The 26,090-nt window shown below is 64.8% G+C and carries 23 protein-coding genes and 1 tRNA gene; 18 read left to right on the top strand and 6 right to left on the bottom strand.

Translation table 11 applies throughout. The features are described from left to right. Positions 1 to 200: 200 nt before the first annotated feature. Positions 201 to 276: transfer RNA gene (locus tag C8C92_RS20655), tRNA-Asn, on the top strand. A 152-nt stretch (positions 277 to 428) separates the two neighbouring features. Here C8C92_RS20655 and C8C92_RS20650 read toward each other — a convergent pair. Beyond that, on the bottom strand, positions 429 to 812 hold the full coding sequence (locus tag C8C92_RS20650) for a hypothetical protein (RefSeq protein WP_243136511.1): 384 nt from the start codon (positions 810 to 812) through the stop codon (positions 429 to 431). A gap of 338 nt (positions 813 to 1,150) precedes the next feature. Here C8C92_RS20650 and C8C92_RS20645 point away from each other — a divergent pair, with 338 nt between their 5' ends. Further along, positions 1,151 to 1,942: an alpha/beta hydrolase gene (locus C8C92_RS20645; RefSeq protein WP_116745116.1), complete on the top strand. Its 792-nt coding sequence runs from the start codon at positions 1,151 to 1,153 to the stop codon at positions 1,940 to 1,942. Positions 1,943 to 1,947: 5 nt separating this feature from the next. Here C8C92_RS20645 and C8C92_RS20640 read toward each other — a convergent pair whose 3' ends face one another. Beyond that, on the bottom strand, positions 1,948 to 2,619 hold the full coding sequence (locus C8C92_RS20640) for a hypothetical protein (protein WP_243420304.1): 672 nt from the start codon (positions 2,617 to 2,619) through the stop codon (positions 1,948 to 1,950). A 139-nt stretch (positions 2,620 to 2,758) separates the two neighbouring features. Between C8C92_RS20640 and C8C92_RS20635 the strand changes: the two genes are divergently transcribed. From C8C92_RS20635 to C8C92_RS20620, 4 genes are all read left to right on the top strand, one after another. Continuing rightward, on the top strand, positions 2,759 to 3,598 hold the full coding sequence (locus C8C92_RS20635; protein WP_099762985.1) for a M15 family metallopeptidase: 840 nt from the start codon (positions 2,759 to 2,761) through the stop codon (positions 3,596 to 3,598). A gap of 195 nt (positions 3,599 to 3,793) precedes the next feature. Beyond that, entirely contained in the window at positions 3,794 to 7,606 is a 3,813-nt protein-coding gene (gene tssM, locus C8C92_RS20630; RefSeq protein ID WP_116745115.1) for a type VI secretion system membrane subunit TssM, read from the top strand. Beyond that, positions 7,603 to 8,583 carry a type VI secretion system-associated protein TagF gene (tagF, locus tag C8C92_RS20625; RefSeq protein WP_116745114.1) on the top strand — a complete coding sequence of 327 codons (981 nt, stop codon included), beginning with the start codon at positions 7,603 to 7,605 and terminating at the stop codon, positions 8,581 to 8,583. Before tssM ends, tagF begins: the two co-directional genes overlap by 4 nt. A gap of 9 nt (positions 8,584 to 8,592) precedes the next feature. Further along, positions 8,593 to 9,378, top strand: a complete 786-nt coding sequence (locus C8C92_RS20620) for an OmpA family protein (RefSeq protein ID WP_116745113.1) — start codon at positions 8,593 to 8,595, stop codon at positions 9,376 to 9,378. 127 nt (positions 9,379 to 9,505) lie between these two features. Here the strand turns inward: C8C92_RS20620 and icmH are convergent, their stop codons facing one another. From icmH to tssJ, 3 genes are read right to left on the bottom strand one after another with little or no spacing between them, the layout of a single operon-like run. After that, positions 9,506 to 10,291, bottom strand: coding sequence for a type IVB secretion system protein IcmH/DotU (gene icmH, locus C8C92_RS20615; protein ID WP_116745112.1), 786 nt, complete (start codon positions 10,289 to 10,291; stop codon positions 9,506 to 9,508). Next, positions 10,288 to 11,658, bottom strand: a complete 1,371-nt coding sequence (tssK, locus tag C8C92_RS20610) for a type VI secretion system baseplate subunit TssK (RefSeq protein WP_116745111.1) — start codon at positions 11,656 to 11,658, stop codon at positions 10,288 to 10,290. Before tssK ends, icmH begins: the two co-directional genes overlap by 4 nt. A 36-nt stretch (positions 11,659 to 11,694) precedes the next feature. Continuing rightward, the gene (tssJ, locus tag C8C92_RS20605) at positions 11,695 to 12,282 is read right to left on the bottom strand and encodes a type VI secretion system lipoprotein TssJ (RefSeq protein WP_116745110.1); all 588 of its coding nucleotides are present in this window, start codon (positions 12,280 to 12,282) and stop codon (positions 11,695 to 11,697) included. Between the two features lie 278 nt (positions 12,283 to 12,560). On the opposite strand from tssJ, the gene C8C92_RS20600 reads away from it, so the two are divergent. From C8C92_RS20600 to C8C92_RS20545, 12 genes are all read left to right on the top strand, one after another. After that, positions 12,561 to 13,163 carry a tetratricopeptide repeat protein gene (locus C8C92_RS20600; protein WP_243420303.1) on the top strand — a complete coding sequence of 201 codons (603 nt, stop codon included), beginning with the start codon at positions 12,561 to 12,563 and terminating at the stop codon, positions 13,161 to 13,163. A gap of 37 nt (positions 13,164 to 13,200) precedes the next feature. Next, positions 13,201 to 13,710 carry a type VI secretion system contractile sheath small subunit gene (gene tssB / locus C8C92_RS20595; RefSeq protein ID WP_099762993.1) on the top strand — a complete coding sequence of 170 codons (510 nt, stop codon included), beginning with the start codon at positions 13,201 to 13,203 and terminating at the stop codon, positions 13,708 to 13,710. Between the two features lies 1 nt (position 13,711). Next, positions 13,712 to 15,211: a type VI secretion system contractile sheath large subunit gene (gene tssC / locus C8C92_RS20590; RefSeq protein WP_116745108.1), complete on the top strand. Its 1,500-nt coding sequence runs from the start codon at positions 13,712 to 13,714 to the stop codon at positions 15,209 to 15,211. 31 nt (positions 15,212 to 15,242) lie between these two features. Beyond that, positions 15,243 to 15,734, top strand: coding sequence for a type VI secretion system tube protein Hcp (locus C8C92_RS20585; RefSeq protein ID WP_034750126.1), 492 nt, complete (start codon positions 15,243 to 15,245; stop codon positions 15,732 to 15,734). Between the two features lie 67 nt (positions 15,735 to 15,801). Further along, a complete protein-coding gene (gene tssE, locus C8C92_RS20580; protein ID WP_096236750.1) occupies positions 15,802 to 16,275 on the top strand; it encodes a type VI secretion system baseplate subunit TssE in 474 nt (157 codons plus the stop codon). Further along, positions 16,272 to 18,911, top strand: coding sequence for a type VI secretion system ATPase TssH (gene tssH, locus C8C92_RS20575; protein WP_116745107.1), 2,640 nt, complete (start codon positions 16,272 to 16,274; stop codon positions 18,909 to 18,911). Before tssE ends, tssH begins: the two co-directional genes overlap by 4 nt. A gap of 20 nt (positions 18,912 to 18,931) precedes the next feature. Continuing rightward, positions 18,932 to 19,963: a type VI secretion system protein TssA gene (gene tssA, locus C8C92_RS20570; protein WP_099762996.1), complete on the top strand. Its 1,032-nt coding sequence runs from the start codon at positions 18,932 to 18,934 to the stop codon at positions 19,961 to 19,963. A gap of 42 nt (positions 19,964 to 20,005) precedes the next feature. After that, on the top strand, positions 20,006 to 20,797 hold the full coding sequence (locus tag C8C92_RS20565) for a transporter substrate-binding domain-containing protein (RefSeq protein WP_243420302.1): 792 nt from the start codon (positions 20,006 to 20,008) through the stop codon (positions 20,795 to 20,797). A 34-nt stretch (positions 20,798 to 20,831) separates the two neighbouring features. Continuing rightward, entirely contained in the window at positions 20,832 to 21,344 is a 513-nt protein-coding gene (locus tag C8C92_RS20560; RefSeq protein WP_116745106.1) for a lipocalin family protein, read from the top strand. 264 nt (positions 21,345 to 21,608) lie between these two features. Continuing rightward, complete coding sequence (locus tag C8C92_RS20555; RefSeq protein WP_116745105.1) at positions 21,609 to 23,360, top strand: methyl-accepting chemotaxis protein; 1,752 nt, start codon at positions 21,609 to 21,611, stop codon at positions 23,358 to 23,360. A 71-nt stretch (positions 23,361 to 23,431) separates the two neighbouring features. Next, a complete protein-coding gene (locus C8C92_RS20550) occupies positions 23,432 to 24,139 on the top strand; it encodes a tRNA-uridine aminocarboxypropyltransferase (protein ID WP_099763000.1) in 708 nt (235 codons plus the stop codon). Between the two features lie 128 nt (positions 24,140 to 24,267). After that, positions 24,268 to 25,407 carry a PA0069 family radical SAM protein gene (locus C8C92_RS20545; protein ID WP_116746056.1) on the top strand — a complete coding sequence of 380 codons (1,140 nt, stop codon included), beginning with the start codon at positions 24,268 to 24,270 and terminating at the stop codon, positions 25,405 to 25,407. On the opposite strand, the gene C8C92_RS20540 is transcribed toward C8C92_RS20545, so the two are convergent. After that, positions 25,404 to 26,030, bottom strand: a complete 627-nt coding sequence (locus C8C92_RS20540; protein WP_116746055.1) for a gamma-glutamylcyclotransferase — start codon at positions 26,028 to 26,030, stop codon at positions 25,404 to 25,406. The genes C8C92_RS20545 and C8C92_RS20540 overlap by 4 nt on opposite strands. Positions 26,031 to 26,090: the final 60 nt, after the last annotated feature.

Here is a 26,090-nt window from a genome sequence, read left to right as displayed (position 1 = left end):
CGCGGTGGTCGACGCCCCGCTGCCGGCATGCCGTTAGCGCCTTGCATGTCGGCAAGGCTTGGCTATTCTACTATCTTGCGTGGCGCCGCGCAGACGGACGCAGCCACCTGGCAAGGCTCGTTCCCTGGCGGCGTATTTTGCTGGCCATGCAGATTGAAACTGGACATGAGAAATTTTGACGTATATAATTCGGCCTCCTTTCCCTGATAGCTCAGTTGGTAGAGCGACGGACTGTTAATCCGCAGGTCCCTGGTTCGAGTCCAGGTCGGGGAGCCAGAACAAGCAGTAGCAAAGGGCCACGTGGCAACACGTGGCCCTTTTGTTTTGCGCGCACGGTTTCCCGTTCACGCTTGCCGTCCCATCAGTGTCTTGGCGACATGTGTGGTGCCGGTCTGCTGGTGGCAGGGGCACGCGCAGTGTTTCCCGGATCAGGGATCGACAAACACGTCGAAACGCACCTTGAGCGGGCTGCCCCACGAGATATCCACCCAGGCACGGAAGCCGCCGTTATATGGCGCGATGTTGTACACGGCCATGCGGGCGGCGCCGATGAAACGGTCTTGGGCATTCGCGCCAAATTCGCTGATGTTGAGCAGCACGCGCGAATTGGCCTTCACGTTGGCATTGGCGAAGTTGACCGAAGGATGCACGCCATTCGCCGTCCACGTGTAATAGGTGGTGAAGGCGGCGGCGCTCAGGTTCAAGTCCTGTGCGGCCGCGCCTTTGGCGCTTTTTCCTTCCTGCTCCATCGGTGCATCCGTTTCTTCCAGTGCCAGGTTGCTGCCGGTGCGATGTTCTACTTTCATATCCATGATGTACTCCTGATCGATAGTTTGGATGCCGCGCCTGTCGTCGTGCGGCAAGACGCCCTATCTGTTGCCGTGACGGCCAGTGTCACGTCCTGGCTGATAAGGTAGCCGCCTGCTCCATGCTGTTGGAGTAAGCCATTCTAGGCAAACGCGCGGGCAAAAAGCGCGCGAGGCCACCGGAAAAACGGTGCTAACTTGTGCTGGCGCAAACACCTTGCAGGCAAATCGCAAGATCTTTTCCCGCAGGCTATTTTTATGGCGGCGTCACGCATGCCGTGCTGGACAATGGCACAATAGGCGCAGCCGACCTGTCGATACGCAACCCGTTGCGAGCCTAGCCCATGCCGATACTGAACCTGAGTGCCGATACCGATATCTATTACGAATTGATCGAGGGTGACCCCGCCAAGCCTTGCCTGGTATTCCTGCACGAGGGGCTCGGCTGCTGTGCGATGTGGAAAGATTTTCCCGCGCAGCTATGCCAGGCGACGGGCTGCCGCGGCTTGCTGTATGACCGCCACGGCTATGGGCAGTCGTCGCCTCTGGCGGCGCGCCGTCAACTCCATTATTTGCACGACTACGCGCTGTGCGAGTTGCCGCAAGTGCTAGCCGCACTGCTACCGGGGCAAGACCATTTTCTCATCGGCCACTCCGATGGCGGCAGCATCGCCCTCATTTATGCGGCGCAGCAGCCACCGCGCTTGCGCGGCATCATCACCGAAGCGGCGCACGTGTTTGTCGAGGGTGTCACGCTCGATGGTATTCGCGTGGCGGACGCGGCGTTTGGCGCGGGCAAGTTGCGTGCGCTGGCGAAATACCATGGCGACAAGACGGAATCCATCTTCAAGGCCTGGTCGGATACCTGGCTCAGCTACGGTTTCCAGTTCTGGAACATCGAATACCTGCTGCCTTCCGTCGAATGCCCTGCGCTGGTGCTGCAGGGCAGCGAGGACCAGTACGGCAGCGCGGCCCAGGTCGACACGATCGTGGCGCAGGCCCTCAACGCCGTGCCCGCCATGGTCGAACAATGCGGGCATGCACCGCACCAGGAGCAGCCGCAGGCATTGCTGGCGCTGATGGAAGGCTTTTTGCAAGGCCGCATGGACGCGGCCACTCACCCGCGAAACACCTGAGTTTCTCAATGGCAGGCGGGATCGCTGTCCCAGCGGCCCGAGCAGATGCGCGAGCGGCACAGCATGCCTTCGATCAGGCCCAGCTGCTTGCAGCGCTGCAATAGTTCCGCCGTTTCTTCTTCCTGCCTGCGCAGCACCACGTCGCGCACGGGTTTTGCTGTACCTTCCTGCCGGTGCGCATGGGCCACCATCGCCGTCAGCAAGGCGACGTCGCTGTCGCCGGGCGCGGCAGCCGGCCTCGGCCCCTGCGGGCGCGCGGGCGGTGCTGTCTTGCGTGGCGCACTGGAGCGCGCGCTTGCCGTTGGGGCTGCGACCGCAGGCAAGGGCGGGGCCGCCGTATTGACGATGGTGGCCGCCTGCGCCGCATGCGGGGGCACACTTGGTGCGGCTGGCGCCGGCAGTGCGGGCGGAGCCACCGCCACGGCCGTGGCGGGCGCGGGCGGCATGATGCTCGTGTCATAAGCGAGCACGGCCAGCACCGCCAGGCACAGCGCGCCAGCGGCCCAATACCGCCAGTCGGGGTACCAGCGCAGGGCGGGCCTGGCCGCAGGCGCGGCGACGCCGTGTTCGAGCTGCGACAGGATGCCCTTGCCGTCGCTGTGCGCGCCAGCCGCGCCGGCCTTGCTCAGCAGGTCAGGACCGTGCGCCTGGCCATCCCCGGGTTTCAATAGAGACAAAATATCACCTCCGCAGTGGATCAAACTCGACTGACCTTGATGTAAACCGCGCTCATGCGGGCCGCGGACGCCTACGATCTAGCGATACCGCCGGGAAATTGCTGTCCGGCCCACGCCGATCCCTGTCACGGAGCGCCCCATGTTTGTCGCCCTGGTCCTGATGTATTTCCTGCTGGCCTGTTTTGCCTGCTGGCTGCTGCTGTTTCCCGGCGGTCGCGCCATCGTGCTGCACACGCTCGTCAACCTGGGCTGGCGCGTGCAGCGGCGCGCGCAGCATCTGAAGGGCGGCAGCGGTGCGCAGTGGCAGCGCATGCGGCAGCACACGGGCTCGGGCATGGCGCGCGCCTGGCAGCTGCTGTTGCGGCATCGTTGGCTGAGCCTGGCAGGCAGCGTGCTGGTCATCGTGCCGCCCCTGCTGGCGTGGTTGTCCAGCGACCGCATCGCCCTGCGCGGCTATGCCGATCGGCAACACGTCATCAACGACCAGGTCAGCGACTTGCTGAAAGGCGAGCAGCTGGTGCCGCCGCCAACCTTGCCGCCGCTGCTGTTTTCCACGGCGGAAGTGACGCAATTGCGTCCGCTGCTGGGCGGTGCCAGCCGCAACTGGCAATTGCTCGACCACGACTACGCGCAGCGCCTGTTGCTGGTCTTCAAGATCATGAAGGACGTGCATGGCTACGACATGGTCTTGCTGGAAGGCTACCGCAGCCCCGCGCGCCAGGACCAGCTGGCGGCGGCCGGCCCGAACGTGACCAACGCCAGGGCGTTTCAAAGCTATCACCAGTATGGCCTGGCGGCCGATTGCGCATTCATGCATGAAGGAAAGCTCATCATTTCTGAAAAAAATGCTTGGGCCATGCGTGGCTACCGTTTATATGGCGTGACGGCCGAATCGGTGGGCCTGCGCTGGGGCGGTCGCTGGACCATGATGGATTTTGGCCACACGGAATTGCCGCAACCGCGCGTGCTGGGCAAGTAAGCCGCGCCAGCCATTCTAGCGCCGCACCGCGCCATCATTTTCACAGCTGCAAGCTTGCTTGCGCAGCGTCAATGGCACGCCAGCGCCTGCCGTGCGCTGGCGCCTGGTACTTGTCATATGTCAACAAAGGCGCGCCGACTTGCTGTCAGCATGGGTCGAATCCGCCTTGCTTTGCGACCTCACCCTGGGCTTATCATGCTGCGACGAATCTGGTATTTCCTCACCGACAGCCGCAATCTGACCATCCTCGGCTTCGTGGCGCTGGCCGTGTTCCTGTATCTGGGGGCCGAGGTGCTGGAAGTGGCGCTGATCTGGGCGCTGGCCTTGCTGCTGCTGGCCTTTGTCACCTGGCTGGGCCTGTGGCTGTGGCGTCGGCGCCGCGCGCGGCGCAATGCCCAGGCGCTGGGGCAAGCCATCCTCAACGAGGCCGAGATCGCCGCCGCGCAAGCGGCCTCGGCCCCGACGGCCAACAGTACCCATCACGGTGAACTCGACGCCGTGCGCACGGGCATGCTGGCCGCCATCGAGACCATCAAAACGTCCAAGCTGGGCCTCAAATCGGGCGCCGCCGCCCTGTACGAATTGCCGTGGTACATGATCATCGGCAATCCGGCCGCCGGCAAGAGCAGCGCCATCCTGCATTCAGGCCTGCAATTTCCCTTCGCTGACGGCAAGGTCGTGCAAGGCGTGGGCGGCACGCGCAACTGCGACTGGTTTTTCACCACGGACGGCATCGTGCTCGACACGGCGGGACGTTATTCCGTCGTCGACGAGCATCGCGGCGAGTGGTTCGGCTTTCTCGATCTGCTGAAAAAATACCGGCGCAAGGCACCCATCAACGGCATCCTCATCGCCGTCAGCATCGCCGAACTGGGAGGCAACCCCGACGTGGGCATGCAACTGGCGCGCAGCCTGCGCAAGCGCGTGCAGGACGTCATCGAACGCCTGGAAGTATTCGCACCCCTGTACATCGTGTTTACCAAGGCGGACCTGATCGCCGGCTTCACGGAGTTTTTTGCCGATGCCGAACGCAGCGAACGCGAGCGTGTCTGGGGCGCCACCATGCCCTATCAGCGCAAGCTGCCCACGGCGGACTTGCTGGCGTTTTTCGACCAGAGTTTCGATGAATTGCACGATGGCTTGACGGAGCTGAGCCTGGCCAACATGGCGCATCGGCAACGCAAGACGATGGCGCCCGGCGTATTTACCTTTCCGCTGGAGTTTGCCGCCATCAAGCCGGCCTTGCGCGCCTTCATCGCCACCCTGTTCGAGGAAAATCCGTTCCAGTTCCAGCCCGTGTTCCGCGGCTTTTACTTTACCAGCGCGCTGCAGGAGGGTGAGCCCGTGAGTGCCTCCTCGCAGCAGGTGGCACGCCGCTTCGACCTGGCCTTCGCGCCGGCCCCGGCCGTGCTGCCTGCGGGTGTGCGCCAGCATGGTTATTTCCTGCTGGAGTTGTTCCGCAAGGTGATTTTTGCCGACAAGCACCTGGTGGCCAACTATGCCAACCGCGCCAAGCTGCGCTTCAAATATGCCGTGTTCTTTGCCGCCACCGTGTCGCTGGGCGCCTGCCTGGGCGGCTGGAGCTGGTCTTACCTGGGCAACCGGCAACTGGTGGCCAATGTCGAGGCCGATCTGAACAAAGTGGTGAAGCTGCAGGAGCGCCGGCTGGACTTGCAGTCGCGACTGGAAGCGCTGGAGATCTTGCAGGACCGCATCGAGCAGCTGGAAGCGTACCGCACGCAACGGCCGTGGTCCTTGCGCCTGGGCCTGTATCAGGGCGATTTACTTGAGCGCAAGCTGCGCGAGGAGTATTTTGCCGGCGCGCGCCAGGTCATGCTGGACCCCGTGGCGGGCGCGCTGGAAGCCTTGCTGTTCGAAATGAACGCCAGCGCCGACCAGCTGCAGCCCACGGCGCGCACACCGCAGACACCGGCCGCCGCATCCTCTGCGCCACGCAATGTTCAGTACCAGGCGGCCAGCGCGACGAATGTGGAAGATGCCTACAACGCGCTGAAAACCTATCTGATGCTGGCCGACAAGACGCATGCCGAAAGCAGCCACCTGAACGACCAGCTGACGCGCTTCTGGCGCGGCTGGCTGGAAGGCAACCGGGGCGCCATGCCGCGCGAGCAGATGATACGCAGCGCCGAACGGCTGCTGACGTTTTACCTGGCGCAGATCGGCGATCCGTCCTGGCCGCGCATCGAGCAGAAGTTGGCTCTGGTCGACCAGGCGCGCGAAAACCTGCGCCGCGTGGTGCGCGGCATGCCGGCGCGCGAGCGCGTGTATGCCGACATTCGCGCGCGCGCTTCGACGCGCTTTCCCGGCATGACGGTGGCGCGCATCGTCGGCGAACAGGATCAGGCGCTGCTGGCGGGCAGTTACGCCGTCTCCGGCGCCTTTACGCGCCAGGCGTGGGAAAAGTTCGTCGAGGGCGCCTTTCGCGACGCCGCCAACCGCGAGCTGCAAAGCGCCGACTGGGTGCTGAAAAGCGCCTCCACCGACGACCTGACCCTGGAAGGCAGCCCGGAGCAGATCGAGAAAAACCTGGTGGCCATGTACAAGGCCGACTACGCTCGCGAGTGGCAGAAATTCGTGCAGGGCGTGGCCGTCGCCGACCTGAAAGGCTTCGACGGCGCCGTGCAGGCGATGAACCGCCTGGGCGACCCGCAAGCGTCGCCGATCTCCAAACTGCTGACGACCATCTACGATGAAACCTCGTGGGACAATCCGGCGCTGCAGAATGCGCAATTGCGCAAGGCCGAGCGGGGCATCATCGCCTGGTTCAAGGAAACCGTGCTGCGCCGCGCGCCATCGCAGTTGACGGCCAATCCGGGCGTGAATGCGCAGATCGACCCGGCCCGCCTGGATAAACCCATGGGCCCCGTGGGACGCGAATTTGCCGGCGTGGGCAAGCTGGTGGCGGCCAGGGACAACAATGCCTCGCTGATGCGCGCCTACCTCGAAGCGCTGTCGAAACTGCGCAGCCGTTTGAACTTGCTGAAGAACCAGGGCGACGCGGGGCCGGGTGCGCGCCAGTTCATGCAGCAGACCCTGGAAGGCAGTGGTTCCGAGCTGGCCGACGCCCTGAAGCTGGTCGACGAGCAGGTACTCACGGGGATGAGCGACGCGCAAAAGCAGGCGATTCGACCCATCCTCGTGCGCCCGCTGATGCAGACCTTTGCCGTCATCGTCGCGCCGGCCGAACTCGATATCAACAAGACCTGGGCGGCGCAGGTGTACGAACCGTTCCAGAAATCGCTGGCCAACAAATATCCGTTCGCGCCCACGGCGCGCATCGAGGCGAGCAACCTGGAAATCGGCCAGTTCTTCGGCCCGGAAGGCCTGGTGGCGAAATTCGTCACGACGTCCATGGGACCATTGGTGGTGCGGCGCGGCGACGTGCTGGCACCGCGCACCTGGGCCGACATGGGTATCAGCCTGTCGCCGCAGGTGGTGGCGCGCTTTCCAGGCTGGATCGCGCCGCTGGGCGCGGGCGGTGTGGCGGCCACCTCGACGGCGGCGCAAACCGTGTTCCAGATCCAGCCGTCACCCGCGCCCGGTACCCTGGAATACACGGTGGAGATCGACGGCCAGCAGCTGCGCTACCGCAACACGCCGGCGCAGTGGACGAACATGGTGCATCCTGGCCCGCAAGGCGCGTCGGGCATGCAAGGGGCGCGCATCACGGCCGTCACCTTCGACGGGCGCACGGTGGAGTTGTTCAACGAACCGGGGCAATTCGGCCTGAAGCGCATGATCGATGCGGCGAGCAAAAAACGCAAGGATGGCGGCGTGTTCGAACTGCGCTGGGTGCGCGGCGAGGTGGCCGTGGCGGTCGACCTGAAAATCACCAGCAGCGCGGAAACGACGGGCGCCGGTGCGGGCGGGACTGCGGCACTGCAGGAGCAGGGTTTTCGCGGCATGCAGCTGCCCGAGACGATCGTCGGTGCTGCGGCACCCGCGCCGGCCATCGCCGCCGCGGCAGTGTCCGGGGTGTCGCCATGACGCGCGCGCAACAGCAGGTGCGCCTCGGCTACTTCGGCAAGATCCCCGCGCGCGGCGATTTCATCAAGGCTTGCGACAATCACGCGCTGGTACAGCTGCTCGACGACTGGCTGGCGCAAGTCATGAACGCGCTGACGGTGGAGCCGCGCTGGAAGCTCAATTACGACGCCTTGCCGCCGCTGCGCTTCGCCTTTGTCGGCACGCGCAGCCGGCGCGCCATCGCCGGACGCCTGGAAGCGAGCAACGACCAGTCGCTGCGGCGCTTTCCCTTCATGGCCATGGGCGCGCTGGAAGTCGATGACGCCGACGCCTTTGTCGCTTGCAGCCCGCTGGCGCTGGCGCCGCTGTGGCAGCGCGTGGAGCAGCTCTCGCAAGGCATTGTTTCCAGCGTCGAACCGGGTCCGGCCCTGCTGGCGCTGGCCGGCAACGTGGTCGAAGTCGAACCGGCCGCCCCGTGCCACGCGGCGCGGCTGGCCGCCTTTTTGCAGGCGCAGACCGTGCACGGCCTGCAAACGCTGCTCGCTTCACCCGCGTTTCCCGTGACGGTGCGCGAATTGCTGCTGGGTCTGGGCCTGTTGCTGCAGCCGGTGCGCCAGAGCGGCTTGCCGCGCCTGGAGAAAAGCCTGGTGCTGCCGCTGCCGCAGGACGCGCAGCTGCGCGAGCTGGTGGCCAGCTTCTGGCTGCATTTGATTGCGCCTTTCCTGCGCCAGGCCGATTTCGAACTGGCGCTGTTTTTTTCTCACCTCGACGAGGCGCCCGTGCTGGTGATCGGTTTTTGCGGCGCCGACCCGCACGGCTTGCACGCGCTGATCGATCCGCAGGCTGGCAGCGAACGGCTGATCGTGTTCGACCAGCTCGACTGGGTTGAGGAGCAGTTGGGAGACGATGCGGCGCTGCGCCAGTTTTCCGCCTGCCTGCAGCAGGAGCAGTTGTCGCTGCGCTCGGCCTGCGCCATGTTTGCCGACACCTTTGCCTGAAGGATTGCGATGAAATCTCACATTTTCCTGCTGCCGCTGCTGCTTTCTGCGGCCGTTCCCTGCCACGCGCAGGCGCAAGCGCCCCAGACGCCGATGCCGGGACAGATCCTCGTCACGGGCACCCTGGCCGACGAAGCGGGCAAGGCGGCCGTGCTGGCCCGCCTGCGCGAACTGTATGGCGCCGAGCGCGTGGTCGACCAGATCGCCATCGGCAACGTGGCCGTGCCGGCCAACTGGAACGCCTACGTGCAAAAACTGATCGCGCCGAACCTGAAGCTCATTTCGCGGGGGCAGATCAGCATCGCCGGCAACAACGTCAGCGTGCGCGGCGAAGTGGCCAACGAGGCGCAGCGCCAGCAGATCGCCAGCGACATTGCCACCAGCCTCAACCCCACTTACACCGTCAACAACGGCTTGCGCGTCAAGGCGGCCGAGGCCGAGCAGGGCTTGCTCGATGCGGCGCTGGATAAACGCATCGTCGAATTCGACAGCGGCAAGGCGTCCATCACGCCGGCCGGTCTGGCCATCCTCGACGAGATGGCGGCCGTCATGCTCAAGCTGCGGGGCCGCAAGGTGGAGGTGATCGGCCACACGGACGACACAGGCCTGCGCGCCAGCAATGTGGCCCTGAGCCGGGCGCGCGCCGAAGCCGTGCGTGCCTACCTGGCCGGCAAGGGCATCGTGGCCGATTCCGTGCTGGTGTCGGGCCAGGGCCCGGACCGTCCCGTGGCCAGCAACGCCACGGCCGATGGCCGGGCGCGGAACCGGCGCATTGAGTTCAGGATGGCGCAGTAGATTGGGTTGACACCTCATAAAACCGTAGCGAGCGGAAGGGAGAGGTGGTCGAGAAGCGCAACCGTGCTAGAGCACGGTGAGCATCGCAGGCCGCCTATACCGACGCGCAGTAGGTTTTGTGAGGTGTTCAGGGCAGGGTGATGGTCAGGTGCGCTGGCCGTGGAGCGAGTTTGACCAGGTCCGCATACGCGGCCAGCGTCGTTTGCGTGCCGCGCGTCAGATGCGTTTTCAGGCCCAGGTAGGCGCAGATGGCCAGCAGGGCGAAAAAGCTCGACAGCGCCCACAGCGGCACGTCGCTGCCGCGTTTGTTGACCACCTGGTCGGGGCGTTCCGCGCGCGGCGCGAAGCCACGGCTCTTGCCCTTGATGTGGGCGATCTCGTCGCCCAGGCGCGCCGTCAGGTAGCTGAGTTTTTCGCCGCCGTCGATCGCATACTTGCCCTGGAATCCCAGTAATAAACACATGTGGAAGACCTGCAGCGCCTGTACGCGCATGGCGCCCTTGCCGCGCAAGGCGTCGAGGCGGTCGAAAAAGTGTTCGCCCGCCAGCTGGTCGCCAAAGATCAGCAGCTGCAGCGGGCGCCTTTCCCACTGCTTGCGCAGGGTGAAAGGTGAGGCCAGGATGATTTCATCGACGGCCGCGCAGAATGCATACTTGGCCGCCTCGATATCGTCGCCATCGGCGCGGATCTTTTTCGCTTCGCGTTCGAAGTCGCCAAGAAAGGCCGTGATGCGCTCCATGAAGCTTTGCTCGTCGCCAGGCGCCGAACCGTGCTTCAGCATGAACAGCATGTAAAAGCCTTCGTGCATCAGGTCCAGCAGGGCGCTGCCGGCATGCCGGCTGTTGCCAGCAGGGGCGGCACCACGTGGTCCCAGCAGGGAGGGCGCCGCGCGCCGTTCGATGAGCTGGCTCATGCCGTCACCGCGATCAGTTCCAGCTGCAGGTCGCGTATGCCGGCCGGCACGTACACGGAAATCGACTGCGCCTTGAGCATCTGTTCATACAGCACGCCGCGGTTTTCAAGCGCGAAATAATAGGTGTCGGGGCGCACGGGAATGGCCGCCGGCACTTGCGGCGCATGCGACAATTTGAGGCCGGGCATGGCCGTGAGCACGCATTTTTCCACGTCGTCGGGCGCCCCCACTTTTACCCGCAGCGGCACCACATCGACCAGTTCGATGGCGGGCATGGCGGCGCGTATCGCCAGGTACAAGGTGGTGTGCTGGTCGATCTTGCCCGAATCGAGCTTGCCCAGGTAATACGACGGCTTGTCCTCCAGCAGGGCGATGGAAAAGTACTTCGACGAGATGACGGTGTCGAGCAGTTCGCGGATGATGCCATCGATGGCGTCGAAGCAGGCGCCCGGCTGCGCGTGGTCGTAGGCGGGCAGGCTGGCCAGGGTGTAGTGCTTGGAGTAGCTGAGCAAGCCACCCGCCAGGCCCAGCAGCGCCTCGTACAGGCGCTCCGGATGCAGGGCCGGATGGCGCACATAGTGCATCAGCGCGGCAGCGGCCGTGCTGACCGTGTGCAGCAGCCAGAACGAGGACACGTCGCCCGAGCGGAATTCGATCACGTTGCGGCTCGGCTCGCGGTGGTGGCCGTGCAGCGCGCTCACTTTCGCTTGCAGCGCGTCGAGCAGGTGTTCCAGCACGCCTTGCAGGCGCGGCGCGCCGGCGATCGCCAGGCTGGGTGCCATGAACGAGGGTACGGGCTCGAAGCCGCCCGACACCGTGCGCCGCAGGGCGATCAGCGGCAGGCAGTCGTAGGAGCCGCGCGCTTCGCTGTCGGGAATCAGGCGCACGGTCTTCTTCAGGTACGCCACGTCGGCCACGGCGGACTCCGTAAACAGGTCGGGCGTGGCGCGCATGGCGTGCGCAAAGCGCGTGGCTGCAGGCGTGCCTGCCGTTGACGCCTGCGCCGTGTAATTCATGCCTTCGCGGTTGAGGATGGGCAGCGCCGCGTAGTACGTCACTTCCTGCACCGCCGGCGGCAGCGCTTCCAGATCCACCGGCGGGGGCAGGGTGTCGCTGCCTGGCGCGCCGTCGCCCAGCGCCTCGAACACTTCGCCATCGCGGAAGATCGCCGACAGGGCCAGCAGGCGCAAGGTGCCCGTCTGCAGCGCCGCCAGGTCCCACTGCAGATGCGCCACGCCCCACAGGTAGGGATGCAGCGCGCTGGCCGTGTGATGCAGGCGCGCTTCGTGATACTGATCCTGGCGCTGGAAATGCTGCGGCCGCAGGAACAGGCCTTCTCCCCACAAGACTTTCGCTGCCATGCCCATCGCGTTTCTCCTTTGAATGTGTGGCGTGTGTTTGCGCTACTGGCAGCGCGGGCTTGACAGTGTGGCCATGCCGCTGACGCTCAGCGCGCAGGCATGCAGGCCGACGGTGATGCCACCGCGTTCCGCGTCGGCAGCGCCAAAGGTGGCGCGCCAGCGCTGCGCCGCTGGCGCGCGGAACAGCGCCACGACGCCGATGAAATACGCTTCCTTGCTGACTTTTTCCTGCACTTCGTAGCGCTGGCCTGGCACCAGCAGCACCTCTTTGACTTCCATCAGGTCGGCGCCCAGTGCGGCCTTTTCGCGCTGCGCGTCGAGGAAGCTGTCGTAGGGGGCCTGCTCGAAGGCTGCGCTCTGGCGCAGTTTGTAGATGCGCGCCACCAGCGCCAGCGGCCGGCCTTCGGCATCGGTGTTGAGGCGCTGCGCCGCGTGCAGGCGGATGCTGACGTTGCGCGGCGGTTTTTGCGCGTCCGGCAGTTCGGGCGGCGGCTTGGCCACGCCGGCCATTTGCAGCGCCGCGTTGGCCAGGGTGCCGATGGCGCCACCCGCGCAGCCGGCCAGCAGAAGGGCCGGCAGCAGTAGTGCGGTGGCGCGGACCAGGCGGCGGAGCAGGGCGTCAGATGGCATGGAGAGTCTTTGCAAAAATGGTGGGTGGAAATAAAGGTCTTGCAGTCATTTAAACGCATGTGCCAGCGGCCTGCTTGCGTTGGCGCAAAGTCCGCCTGCGATCAACGCAGTTCCTGCGCCAGATCAGGATTCATGGAGCTGTCCGCCGCTGTAGAGTGGAACTTCTTCTTTGCTGATTAATCTCAATCTGGCAAAAAAATTGGCGATCAATAATGGCCTCCACCAAGGCGCCGCCCATCTTTCCCAGCGGTAGCGTCCTCCACGTGAAGGAATGCCCGATGAAGCCAGCCACCATGTTGCCCCGTATTGCCTGCCTCGCCAGCGCCTTGCTGCTGGCCGCCTGCGCCACGCCAGACCAGCCGGCACCCACCAAACCTGCCGCGCCGACCCTGGCGCAAGTGATGAGCGACGCCGATGCGGCCGCGCGCGCCGGCCAGTACGAACGCGCCATGACCCTGCTCAAGGGCGGCGGCAGCAGCTACCCGGCCGACAAGGCGCCGTGGCTGCAAATGGCGCAGATGAAGTTCGACCGCGGCCAATACGGCGACGCCATCGGCCATGCGCTCGAAGCGCTGGAACGCGATCCGGACGACAAGGTCGCCAACAGCATCGTCGCCGTCAGCGGTTTGCGCCTGTCCGGCAAGGCGCTGGCCGACCTGTCGCGGCAAAACAATCTGAATGGCTCGCTGCGCTCGGAAGCGCAGGAGTTGGCCAAGCTGCTGCGCGCCAGCATCGGCGAAGACGTGCTGGTGCCGCCGGCCAGGCGTGCGCCGGCGGCCGGCAAGCGCGCTGCCAGCTCCAGTTCCAGCGTCGGCGCGCCGGCGGCGAAGGGCGCGGCAGCGCCAGGCAGCGCGGCCGACCCGTTCAGCGGCTTGAAATAGGCCAGCATCCCCACCATCCCTTTGAAAAGGAAGCGACATGCCCAAGTCCGACAGCGTGCAAAAACGCCTGCAAAAGATACGCGCACCGCGCGTGCAAATGACCTATGACGTCGAGATTGGCGACGCGATTGAAAATAAGGAGCTGCCCTTCGTGGTTGGCGTATTGGGCGACTTTGGCGGCAATCCGGACAGCGAAAAAAAACGCCTGAAGGACCGCAAGTTCGTCGCCATCGACAGCAACAACTTCGACGAAGTGCTGGCCGGCGTGGAGCCGGTGGCGCGTTTCGCCGTGCCGAACCGCATCAGCGAGGCGGGCGGCACGTTCGCCGTCGACCTGCACTTCCGCTCGATGGATGACTTCCGCCCGGAATCGGTGGTGCGCCAGGTCGATCCCTTGCGCAAGCTGCTCGAGGCGCGCACCAAGCTGGCCGACTTGCGCAACAAGCTGGCCGGCAATGACAAGCTGGAAGACTTGCTGACGGAAGTGCTGAACAACACGGACAGCCTGGCCAGCCTGAAACCGCAGTTCCCTGCACAGGAGGATTGAGATGAGCGCCCAGGCAGAAGCCCCAGAAGCCATCGCTGTATCCGTATCCGATGGCCCGGCAGCGACCGACTTGCTGGACCAGATCGTCGAGCAGAGCCGCGTCGCCAAGTCCGGCGCCGAGCATGCGCGTGCGCGCGACCTGATCTCGGAACTGGTGGCGCAGGTGCTCGACGGCACCGTGCTGATGTCGACCAGCCTGTCGGCGACCTTGGACGCGCGCGTGGCAGAAATCGACCGCCTGATCTCCGCCCAGCTCAGCGAAATCATGCACGCGGCGCCGTTCCAGCAGCTCGAACAAAGCTGGACGGGGCTGCGCTACCTGGTCGGCAATTCCGATACGGGTACGCGCCTGCAGATCCGCATGTTCAACGCCACCAAGCGCGAACTGGTGAAGGATTTCCAGGCCGCGCTGGAGTTCGACCAGAGCAGCATGTTCAAGAAGGTGTATGAAGAGGAATTCGGCACCTTCGGCGGTGCGCCGTTCGCCGCGCTGCTGGGCGACTTCGCCATCTCGCGCCAGCCGGAAGACATGTATTTCGTCGAGCAGATGTCGCACATCGCCGCCGCCGCGCATGCACCCTTCATCGCTTCGGCCGCGCCGGAACTGTTTGGCCTGGAAAGCTACGGCGACCTGGGCAAGCCGCGCGACCTGGCCAAGGTGTTCGACACCATCGAGTACGCGAAATGGAAAGCCTTCCGCGAATCCGAGGATGCGCGCTACGTGGGCCTGACCTTGCCGCGCTTCCTGGGCCGGTTGCCCTTCAATCCCGTCGACGGCACCACGGTCGAAGGTTTCAATTTTGTCGAGGAAGTCGACGGCAGCGACCATCACAAATATCTGTGGTGTAACGCCGCGTATGCGTTCGGCAGCAAGCTGACGCGCGCGTTTGCCGATTACGGCTGGTGCGCCGCCATCCGCGGCGTGGAGGGCGGCGGCCTGGTGGACGACCTGCCGACCCACACCTTCAAGACGGACGAGGGCGACGTGGCCCTGAAATGCCCGGCCGAAGTGGCGATCACCGACCGCCGCGAAAAGGAACTGTCGGACCTGGGCTTCATCTCGCTGGTGCACTGCAAGAACACGGCGTATGCGGCGTTTTTCGGCGCGCAGTCGGCGCAGAAGAGCCGCAAGTACAACAGCGACGCGGCCAACGCGAATGCGGTGCTGTCGTCGCAGTTGCAGTACATCTTTGCCGTCTCGCGCATCGCCCACTACATGAAGGCCATGATGCGCGACAAGATCGGCAGCTTTGCCGCCGCTTCCAACGTGGAAGATTTTCTGAACCGCTGGCTGATGCAGTACGTGCTGCTCGACGATAACGCCAGCCAGGAGCAGAAGGCGCAGTTCCCGCTGCGCGAGGCGTCCGTGCAGGTGCATGAAGTGCCGGGCCGGGCCGGCGTGTACCGCGCCGTATCGTTCCTGCGTCCCCATTTCCAGCTCGATGAGCTGTCCGTTTCGCTCCGACTGGTCGCGGAGTTGCCGAAGTCGACCAATTCATGATCCACCCATCTTTCAACCAGAGGAGCACACCATGGCAATCGATGTATATCTGCAGATAGACGGCATCAAGGGCGAGTCCACCGATGACAAGCACAAGGACTGGATCGAGTGCAAATCGGTCAGCTGGAGTGTCGAGCAGCCGAAGTCCGCCACCGCCTCGACGGGCGGCGGCCACACGGCCGAACGCTGCGAGCACAAGGACATCGTCATCTCCAAGCTGGCCGACCTGGCCTCGCCGGTGCTGCTGCAGACCTGCTCTGCCGGCAAGACCATTCCCAAGGCGCGCTTCGAATTCATGCGCGCCGACGGCCAGGGCGAGCGCGTCAAGTACTTTGAAATCGAAATCGAGAATGTCTTGATCGGCGCCGTCACGCCGAACGTGGAAGAAGGCGACATCCTCGGTGAACACGTCGGCTTCAAGTTCTCGAAAGTGAAGTGGAAATACACACAGCAAAAAGTGACGGGCGGCGCCGGTGGCAATACCTCGGGCGGCTGGGACCTGGCCGCGAACCGCGTGGCTTGATCCATCCTTGCGCGGCGCGCGGCGGACATCCTCCTGCGCGCGCCGCGCCGACTTTTCAGGAGAGCGCATGGACAGTTATGTACCCGGCCTGTTCGACCGCCTGATGGGCGACGGCGCTGCGGCGGGCGGCGTGGCGGCGCGCCTGTCGCTGGAACAATTGAAGGATGCGGTGGCGCGCGACCTGGAAGAGCTGCTCAACACGCGCGTGGCCCTGCCGCCTGGCGCGCTCGACGCCTATCCGGAATGCGCGGCGTCCATCGTCAACTATGGCTTGATCGATTTCGCCGGCATGTGTTTGTCCAGCAGCGAGGACCGCGCCCGCATCTGCGCCGCGCTGAAGGCCGCCATCGAACGCCACGAACCGCGCTTGCGCAATGTGCGCGCCCGCCTGGAGCGCGAAGCGGGCAGCATCAACCGCGTCGGCTTCGTCATCAGTGGCACCCTGGCCGTGATGTCCGGTGGCGAGACGGTCAATTTCGACGCCGTGCTGCAGCCGTCGTCGCTGCGCTATTCGATCAACCGCAAGGGAGCCGCCGCATGAGCAATCATTTGAAAACCCTGATCGCCAAACTGAATGACACGGCGCGCACGGCCGCCACCCGCGCCGCCAGCATCTGCGTGGGACTGGGGCAGTATGAAGTCGATATCGAACACCTGTTCCTGGCGCTGCTGGAACAGGAGCGCAGCGATTTCGTCACCATCGCGCGGCGCAGCGAAATCAGCCTGACGGCGCTGGAGGCGGATCTGCGCCGCGAGATCGGCAGCTTCCGCACGGGCAGCGCGCGCACGCCCGTCTTCTCTCCCCATTTGCCGCTGCTGTTCGAACACGCCTGGCTGGTCGCCTCGCTCGATACGGCGCAGCCGGGACCCATTCGCAGCCGCCATCTGTTATTGGCGCTGCTGACGGAGCCGGAACTGTCGCAGCTCGCGTACCGTGGCTCGAAGCTGTTCGCCCGCTTCAGCGTGGAGCAATTGAAGCACCATCCGGACAAGCTGACGGCCGGCTCCGGGGAGGAAAGCGCGGCCGTGCCGCAGCTTTCCGAGACATCCGACGATCCGCTTGCGACTTTGGCCAGCAAGACCCCGGCGCTGGACCAGTTCACCACCGACCTGACGCAGCTGGCGCGCGACGGCAAGCTCGATCCCGTGATCGGCCGCGAGGGCGAGATACGCCAGGCCGTCGACATCCTGCTGCGCCGGCGCCAGAATAATCCGATACTCACGGGTGAGGCGGGCGTGGGCAAGACGGCCGTGGTGGAAGGCCTGGCCTTGCGCATCGCCGCGGGCGACGTGCCCGAGGTGCTGCAGGGGGCGCACATCCACGCGCTCGACATGGGCTTGCTGCAGGCTGGCGCCAGCGTGAAAGGAGAATTTGAAAGCCGCTTGAAGAATGTCATCGACGAGGTGGCGAAAAGCCCGCACCCCGTCATCCTCTTCATCGACGAGGCGCACACCATGATCGGCGCCGGTGGCCAGGCGGGGCAGAACGACGCGGCCAATCTGCTGAAACCTGCGCTGGCGCGCGGCGCCCTGCGCACCATTGCCGCCACCACCTGGAGCGAGTACAAAAAATACTTTGAAAAGGATGCGGCGCTGGCGCGGCGCTTCCAGGTGGTGAAGGTGGAAGAGCCAAGCGAGGACATCGCCTGCGCCATGCTGCGCGCCATGGCGCCGCTGATGGAGCGCCATTTCGGCATCCGCGTGCGCGACGCCGCCATCGTCGAGGCGGTGCGCCTGTCGCACCGTTACATCAGTGGGCGCCAGCTGCCCGACAAGGCCATCAGCGTGCTCGATACGGCCTGCGCCAAGGTGGCGCTGGGCCAGCGCGCCACGCCGGCGCAGCTGGAAAACGCGCACCGGCGGCAGGAACGCATCGGCGCGGAAATCGCCGCCCTGACGCGGGAAGCGGCCGATGGCGAAGCGCCCGATAAAGCTGCTGCCGCGCGCCTGGTGCAGCTGCGGCGCGAGCATGACGAAGGGCAGGCGGCGATCGCGGCGCTGGCGCAGCGCTGGGAGCGCGAAAAAACGCTGGTGGCGCAGATCGGCGACCTGCGCGTGCAGTTGCGCGGCGAGCGGCCGGGCGAGATCGGCGCGGCGCGCCTGCTGGCGTTGAAGGAAGAACTGGCGGCGCTGCAGGGAGAAGCGCCGCTGTCGCCGCTGGAAGTCGATGCCCAGGTGGTGGCCGGCATCGTCGCCGCCTGGACCGGCATCCCGCTGGGGAAAATGCTGAAGGACGAGATCCGCACGGTGCTGACCCTGGATGGCGCGTTGCGCGAACGGGTGCTGGGGCAGGACCACGTCATCGCGGCGGTGGCGCAGCGCGTGCGCACGGCGCGCGCCAGCCTGGACGACCCGAACAAGCCGCAAGCCGTGTTCCTGTTCACGGGACCGTCCGGCACGGGCAAGACGGAAACGGCGCTGGCGCTGGCCGACCTGCTGTATGGCGGCGAGCGCAAGCTCATTGCCATCAACATGAGCGAATACCAGGAGGCGCACAGCGTGGCCGGCCTGAAAGGCTCGCCGCCCGGCTATGTCGGCTATGGCGAGGGTGGTGTGCTGACGGAAGCCGTGCGGCGCCAGCCCTACAGCGTGGTGCTGCTCGACGAAGCGGAAAAAGCCCATCCCGACGTGCTGGAATTGTTCTTCCAGGTCTTCGACAAGGGCGTGCTCGATGATGCGGAAGGGCGCGAAGTCGATTTTCGCAACACCGTCATCATCGCCACCTCGAACCTGGGTTCGGGCGCCATGATGGCCGCCTGCCTGAACCGGGCAGCGCAAGACTTGCCCACGCCGGCCGCGCTGGAAGAACTGGTGCGCCCGCAACTGGTGGCGCATTTCAAGCCGGCCTTGCTGGGACGCCTGAAGGTGCTGCCCTTCTATCCCCTGAGCGACGCGGTGCTGGCCGAGATCATCGCCCTGAAACTGGCGCATATCGGGGCGCGCATCGCACGCAACCACCAGGCGCAGTTCAGCCATGACGCGGGCCTGGTCGATGCCGTGCTGGCGCGCTGCACCGAGGTCGATTCGGGCGCCCGCAATGTCGATCAAATTCTCAACGGCAGCCTGCTGCCGGCGATTGCCGAAGCGGTGCTGGCGCGCATGGCAGAAGGCGAGCCGATCGCCTCGATACGCGTCAGCGCCGGCAAGCAGGGGCAGTTCAAGTATACGATCCGATAATCCACCTTGCGGAGAGTGCCATGTTCAACCTGGAGCAGTTGCTGCATCCCGTCAGCGCCGTCAGTCCCTGTGGCGAAGACATCACCTTCAGCCAGGAGCTCGACGCCATCGCGCGCGCGCGCCAGCACGATGACCCGAGCCTGGACCAGGGCGAGTGGGTGACGGCGCTGAAGGAAGCCGACTGGCCTTTCGTGGCGACGCGCTGCGAACAGCTGATCGCCGCGCGCAGCAAGGATTTGCGCGTGGCCGTGTGGCTGGCCGAGGCGCACGCGAAGACGCGCCACTTCCGTGGCCTGGGCGATGGCTACGCGCTGCTGGCCGGCCTGTGTGAGCGCTATTGGGAAGGCCTGTATCCGCCGGCGGAAGAGGGCGATCAGGAACAGCGCATTGGCAATGTCTTCTGGCTGCTGTCGCGCACGCCGCAACTGCTGCGCGAGATACCGCTGACCGAAGGCGCCGATGGTCTGTTTTCACTGCAGGATTTCGATGCGGCGCGCCAGCGCGCGGCGGCCAGCCTGGCGCAGGGCGCAGCGGAGCAGGGCTGGGGCGATACGCGCCACGACGACGCAGCGACCCTGGCGCAGATGGAGGCGGCGCGGCAAAGGAATACGCGCGCCTTTTCCGACGGCTTGCTGGCCGATGCACAGTACTGCATGCAGTCGCTGCTGGCGTTCGAACGCAGCGTCGATGCGCGTTTCGGCGCCGATGGTCCGAGTTTTCGCGCCGCGCGCGAAGCGCTGGAAAACGTCATTCATTTCATCGCGCCGCTGTCGCCTGGCGCGGACTTCGCTGCTGCGCCGGCCGCCGCCGGCCAGGGCGCCGACGGGGGCGGGGGTGTCATCGTGCAGCGCCAGCAGGCGCTGGCCCAGCTGCGCCAGGTGGCCGATTTTTTCCGCCGCACGGAGCCGCACAGCCCCGTTGCCTACCTGGCGGACAAGGCCGCCAGCTGGGGTGAGCTGCCGCTGCACCTGTGGCTGCGCGCCGTCGTGAAGGATTCAAGCACCCTGGCGCAGCTCGACGAGATGCTGGGGACGAACAGCGCGAACGGATGATCGCTTGTCGCGCTTCCATGCTAATCTGCGGGCATGCCCAGAATGTCCATGTTGCCTGCCGCGCTATGCCTGTTCATCGCTGCCAGCGCGCAGGCCGGTACGGCGACGCCGCTGGTGATCTATGGCGACGACGATTATCCGCCGTACTCCTACGTCGAGAATGGCCAGCTGAAAGGCATCTACACGCAGATCGTGCGCGAAGCCGTGCAAGCGATGCCGCAGTATGCGGTGCAGCTGCGCCCCGTGCCCTGGAAGCGGGGGCTGTTGATGCTGCAGACGGGCGAGGCGTTTGCCCTATATCCGCCATATTCGTGGCGCAGCGAACGGCCGTATGTGCGCTATTCCGTGCCGCTGCTGATGGAGCAGCTGGTGGTGCTGTGCAATCAGGACGTGCTGGCCAAGCGCGCGCTGCGGCAGTGGCCCGCCGACTATGGCGGTCTGCACATCGGCGTGAATGCGGGTTTCCTGCCCGGCGATGCGACGCTGATGGCTGCCTTGCGCGCCGAAAAAATCGTGCTCGACCCGGCCAAGGGCACGCGCACGAATCTGCTCAAGCTGATGCGCGGGCGCATCGATTGCTATGTCAGCGACCGCCTGTCGGCGCAGTGGGAATTGCAGCGCATCCGGCGCGAGAGTCCATCGGGCGCGCCGATGCAGGCAATCGAGGAAACGGCGCAGCTGGCCAGTCAGCAGGGCCACCTGGGTTTTACGGCGCGCCGGCCGGCCACCTACCCTTATCGCGATGACTTTATCGAGCAATTCAATGCCGCCATCGTGCACATGCAAAATAGTGGCGCGATCCGCCGCATCGTCGACCACGCATTGCTACCGTGATGTTGCTACCCTGATTTTAGCTATGGAGAAGACCATGAAAAAACTGTTGTTCCTGAGTGTGCTCGTGCTGGCCGGCTGTGTCGGCCGTCCCGAGAATATCGTGCCTGTCAACAATTTCGAGACGACCCGCTATCTGGGGAAGTGGTATGAGATCGCGCGCCTCGACCACTCATTCGAACGGGGCCTGAGCCGCGTGACGGCCGACTACAGCCTGCGCCAGGATGGCGGCCTGAAAGTGCTCAACCGCGGCTACAAGGAGGCGGACGCGCAGTGGAAGGAAGCGGAAGGCAAGGCGTATTTCGTCGACAAGAAAGACGTGGGCTACCTGAAAGTGTCGTTTTTCGGTCCCTTCTATGGTTCCTACATCGTGTTTGACTTGGACCAGCAAGATTACAGCTATTCCATGATCAGCGGCCCCGACAAGTCATATTTGTGGTTGCTGTCGCGCACGCCGACCATGGACCCTGCCTTGCAGCAGCGCCTGGTCGAGAAAGCCCGGGGGCTGGGTTTCGATACGTCAAAATTGATCTATGTGAAGCAAAACTGACGATGCTTGCCTGCCGCCCGTGCGTGGCGGCATAGCTCCTTGTAATTGTTGCTTTTCTGCATGTTATTTCTTGCAATACCATCCTGATTCACTCACAATCTGCTCCAAAGTGGTGCGCTGCGGCGCGCTGCCATTCTGGCGACGCTGGGTAGCGTTGCGTCGCCGCTCGTGATTGCCGCACGGCAGATGCCTGCTATATTGGTACGTAGCAGCAAGTCGGTTTCGTGGCATCTGTGCATTGTTTTTTCAGATAGGAATCACGCAATGAAAAACCTCAAAATCGGCGTACGCCTCGGTGGCGCTTTTGCCGCCGTCCTGCTGCTGTTGACGAGCCTGACCGTGGTGGGCATCGTGCAGATGCAAAGCGCCAGCAAGGAAACCGATGCGCTCGTCAACGTCAAGGTGCGCAATGAACGCCTGATCGGTGAGTGGACCAAGGTCATCGAGGTGAACGCGGCGCGCACGGCGGCCGCATGGAAAGTGAGCGATCCCGAACACCAGAAGCAGTTTGAACAGGAAATGTCGGTCTCGTCCGCACGCGCCACGGAAATCCAGAACGACATCGGGAAAAGCGAGCTGAACGCCGAAGAGCAAGCGCTGTACCAGGAAGTGCTGAGCACGCGCAAGGCTTACACGGAAGTGCGCAAGAACGTGTTCAAAGCCAAGAACGCGGGTGACCTGGAACTGGGCAAGCGCCTGTACGAAGGCGACATGGCCGTCAAGCGCGACATTTACCTGGCGTCGCTGAAAAAGCTGGCCGTGCTGGAAGCCAAATTGCTCGATGACGCGGCCGCGCAAATCCGCTCGCGCTACGAAAACGGCCGTTTGCTGCTGATCTCGCTGGGCGCGGTTGCCATCTTGCTGGGCATCGCCTGCGCCTACTGGATCACGCGCTCGATCACGCGTCCCATCACGCGCGCCGTCGAGGTGGCGGAAGCCGTTTCCGCCGGCGACCTGACCAGCCATATCGTGGTGGACAGCCGCGATGAAACGGGGCAGCTGATGCATGCGCTGAAAAACATGAACGATAAACTGGTCAGTATCGTCGGCCAGGTGCGCGTCGGCACCGAATCGATCAGCACGGCGTCGAGCGAAATTGCCGCCGGCAACCTGGACTTGTCATCGCGCACGGAAGAGCAGGCCAGCTCGCTGGAAGAGACGGCGTCTTCGATGGAAGAGCTGACCTCGACCGTGAAACGCAATGCCGACAATGCGCGCAGCGCGAATCAACTGGCCATCGACGCCTCGCAGATCGCCAGCAAGGGCGGCGTGGTGGTGTCGGAAGTGGTCAGCACCATGGGCTCGATCAACGATTCCTCGCGCAAGATTGTCGACATCATCAGCGTCATCGACGCCATCGCCTTCCAGACGAATATCCTGGCCCTGAACGCGGCAGTGGAAGCGGCCAGGGCCGGCGAGCAGGGCCGCGGTTTTGCCGTGGTAGCTTCCGAGGTGCGCAACCTGGCGCAGCGCTCCAGCGCGGCGGCCAGGGAAATCAAGGGCTTGATCGACGATTCCGTGCAAAAGGTCGAGGCCGGTTCGCAACTGGTGGACAAGGCGGGTCGCACCATGGACGAAATCGTGCAAAGCATCAGCCACGTGACGCAGATCATGAACCAGATCACCGATGCCAGCGATGAGCAGCGCGCCGGCATCGAACAAGTCAACCAGGCCATCGGCCAGATGGATCAGGTGACGCAGCAAAACGCGGCCCTGGTGGAAGAGGCCGCCGCAGCGGCCGAATCCATGCAGGAACAGGCGGCCAAGCTGGCCGAGGTCGTGGGCGTGTTCAAGCTCGATGCCACGCAGCACTCTGTTTCCACCACTGCTGCCCTGTCTGTGAAAGCGCCTGCGCCGCTCAAAACCGCCGTGCGGCCTGTCGTGCAAGCGGCGGTACGGCGCGCGCCAGCACAGCCCGCAGCCGCGCCGGGCAAGGCGGCGCCGGCGGACGCTGTGCGGGCACGCGCGCCGAAGGCACCGGTGGCGTCTGGCGCCGACGAATGGGAAGAGTTTTAAGCGCAGATTCCCCGTGGCATGGCGCGGGCGCTACAATCGCGGCTTGAAGACAGCCGCGAACGCGCTCCGCCATGACCACCCGCCGTACCTCAAGCTCTACCTCCAGCCATCCCTCCAGCCCTGCCGCTGCATCGTCCTCCGAGGCTGAACCCGCCAAACGCGCGCGCTGCCCAGCCTGCCTGCGCGCCGCATCCAGCTGCATCTGCCGCTGGATCGCCCCCGTTGCCCACGCGGTGGACGTGCTGATCCTGCAGCATCCGCTGGAAGTCCATAACGCCAAGGGCAGTGCCCGCTTGCTGCACCTGAGCCTGCCCAACAGCCGCATGCTGACGGGCGAGCAGTTTGCCCCGGACACGCTCGCCGCACTGCTGGCCGACAAGCACAACGTGCTGCTGTACCCAGATACGCCCGGCGACCGTTCGCTGGGCATCGCGCCCCCGCCCCCGCTCAACCCCGCCATCTTGCTCGATCCGGCCCGATTTTTGAGCCAATTGCGGCTGGTGGTGCTGGACGCCACCTGGCGCAAGAGCCGCAAGATGCTGTACCTGAATCCCCAGTTGCAACAGTTGCCGCGCCTGCCCCTGCGCGACACGCCCGCTTCCCATTACCTGATCCGCAAGGCGCACGCGCCAGACCAGTTATCGACCCTGGAAGCGACCTGCTATGCCCTGATGCAGTTGGAGCAGGACGCGTCCCGCTTCGTTCCTCTGATCACGGCATTTGACGGCTTTGTCGCACAGCAGTTGAGTTATGTCATACCGCATGCTGAAAAAGCGTGAAACAGCAGCACGCCAGCCCTTGATCTTGCCCGCATAGCGGCATAGTATACTGTACGTATATACAGTTGATGGGGCCGTTCATGAAAGCAATCATTCCAGAGCACGATGACAGCTTCGCCGGGCAAGCCATGTTGCCGCCGCAATCGCTGAAAGCCCACAAGGGGCGCGGCGCCGTGTCGAACCTGCAAGGGCGCTACGAGGCGCACGCGCGCGCCGGTTTCGATGACGGCTGGAGCGTGGGCGGCCTGGATGGGGCGGAGGGGGAGGCGGCGCCGGGCTGGAAAACGCAGGTCAGCGACGAGCAGGCGCGCACCATCCTCACACGCAACGCTTCGCCCGATTTGCCGTTCAACGTTTCCCTGAATCCATACCGGGGGTGTGAACACGGCTGCATTTACTGCTTTGCCCGTCCCACGCACAGCTATCTGGGCCTGTCGCCGGGCCTGGACTTCGAAAGCCGCATCTACGCCAAGGTGAACGCCCCCGAACTGTTGTGGCGCGAACTGGCCAAGCCGTCGTATGTGGCCGAGCCGATCGCCGTGGGCGTCAATACCGATGCGTATCAGCCGTGCGAACGCGAACGGCAGCTGACGCGGCGCGTGCTGGAAGTGCTGCACGAGTGTGACCACCCCGTGGCGCTGATCACGAAATCGTCGCTGATCGAGCGCGATATCGATATCCTGGCGCCGATGGCGGCCAGGCGCCTGGCCGCCGTGGCCATCACTGTCACCACGCTCGACCCCGTCATCGCGCGCACGCTGGAGCCGCGCGCGGCGGCCCCTGCGCGGCGGCTGCGCACCATCCGCACCTTGACGGAGGCGGGCATCCCCGTGGGCGTGAGCATCGCGCCCATCATTCCTTTCGTGACGGAGCCGGAAATCGAGCAGCTGCTCGAAGCCGTGCGCGACGCGGGCGCCATCCACGCCCATTACGTGGTGCTGCGCCTGCCGTGGGAAGTGAGCCCCTTGTTCCAGCAATGGCTGGAAGCGCACTTCCCGGAGCGGGCCCAGCGCGTGATGAACCGCGTGCGCGAAATGCGCGGCGGCAAGGATTACGACAGCGCGTTCGGCACGCGCATGCGGGGCGAGGGCGTGTGGGCCGACCTGATCCACCAGCGCTTTGAAAAGGCCGTGCATCGGCTGGGCTTGCACGGCAAGGGTGGCCGCTTCAAGCAGCTCGATTGCACGCAGTTCCGCCGGCCGCTGGTGGTGCCGCCGTTGTGGAACTCGGCAAAAGGGGGCAATGCCGGGCAGCTGGATTTGTTTTAAGTTGAACCAGCGTCAGCGCTGATGCTGCCGGGGTACGCTGCGGCGCTGTCTTGGGCAGGTGCCTGGAGCTGCGCCAGATGTTGCTCGATGGCAAAGACATGCGGGTCGCTCTTGCCCAGTTCGCGCAGGGCGCTGGCCAGGTGCAGCAGGTATTCGCTGTTCGGGCCGCTGGGGCCGTTTGATCGGGCGATCTGGCGCGCGATATCGAGTTCCGGGGCGGCGCCGAGGAAGGCGGCGTTTTCTTCGTTGGCGATGTACACCAGGCCTTCGACCTTGCCGCCATCGTCGAAGGTGATATCGGTGGCCAGGCGCAAATAGCCGTTCTTTTCGCGGTGGTCGAGGTGGGCGAAGACTTCGGGCGTGATCAGATAGGCCATGCCGTCGCACACGGCGCCCGCCTGGGGCACGATGGTGGCGACCCGGCCCGGCGCCATCGGCGTGCCCCGGTGATCATGCGAGCCTTGCCAGAAGCGCCGCGTCCAGCCGGCGATGCTGGCGGGGCGGCGTTCAATATAGGGAAAGTCCGCCTTGTAGATCAGCGAGCCGTAGCCGAACAGCCAGACCTGGTCGTGACCGTCGAATTTGTTCATGCGCTGGTTGATGGCGATGGTGGCGGCGTCGATGGCGGACAGGTCGTGCTGGTCGGGCTGGGTCATGGCGTGTTTGCTGAAGGGCGATGCGCC

The organism is Janthinobacterium sp. 78 (assembly GCF_003096775.1).
GTDB classification, from domain to species: domain Bacteria; phylum Pseudomonadota; class Gammaproteobacteria; order Burkholderiales; family Burkholderiaceae_D; genus Janthinobacterium; species Janthinobacterium tructae.
Note: the sequence above shows the minus strand (reverse complement) of the source record. Positions and strands in the feature narration are given on the sequence as shown.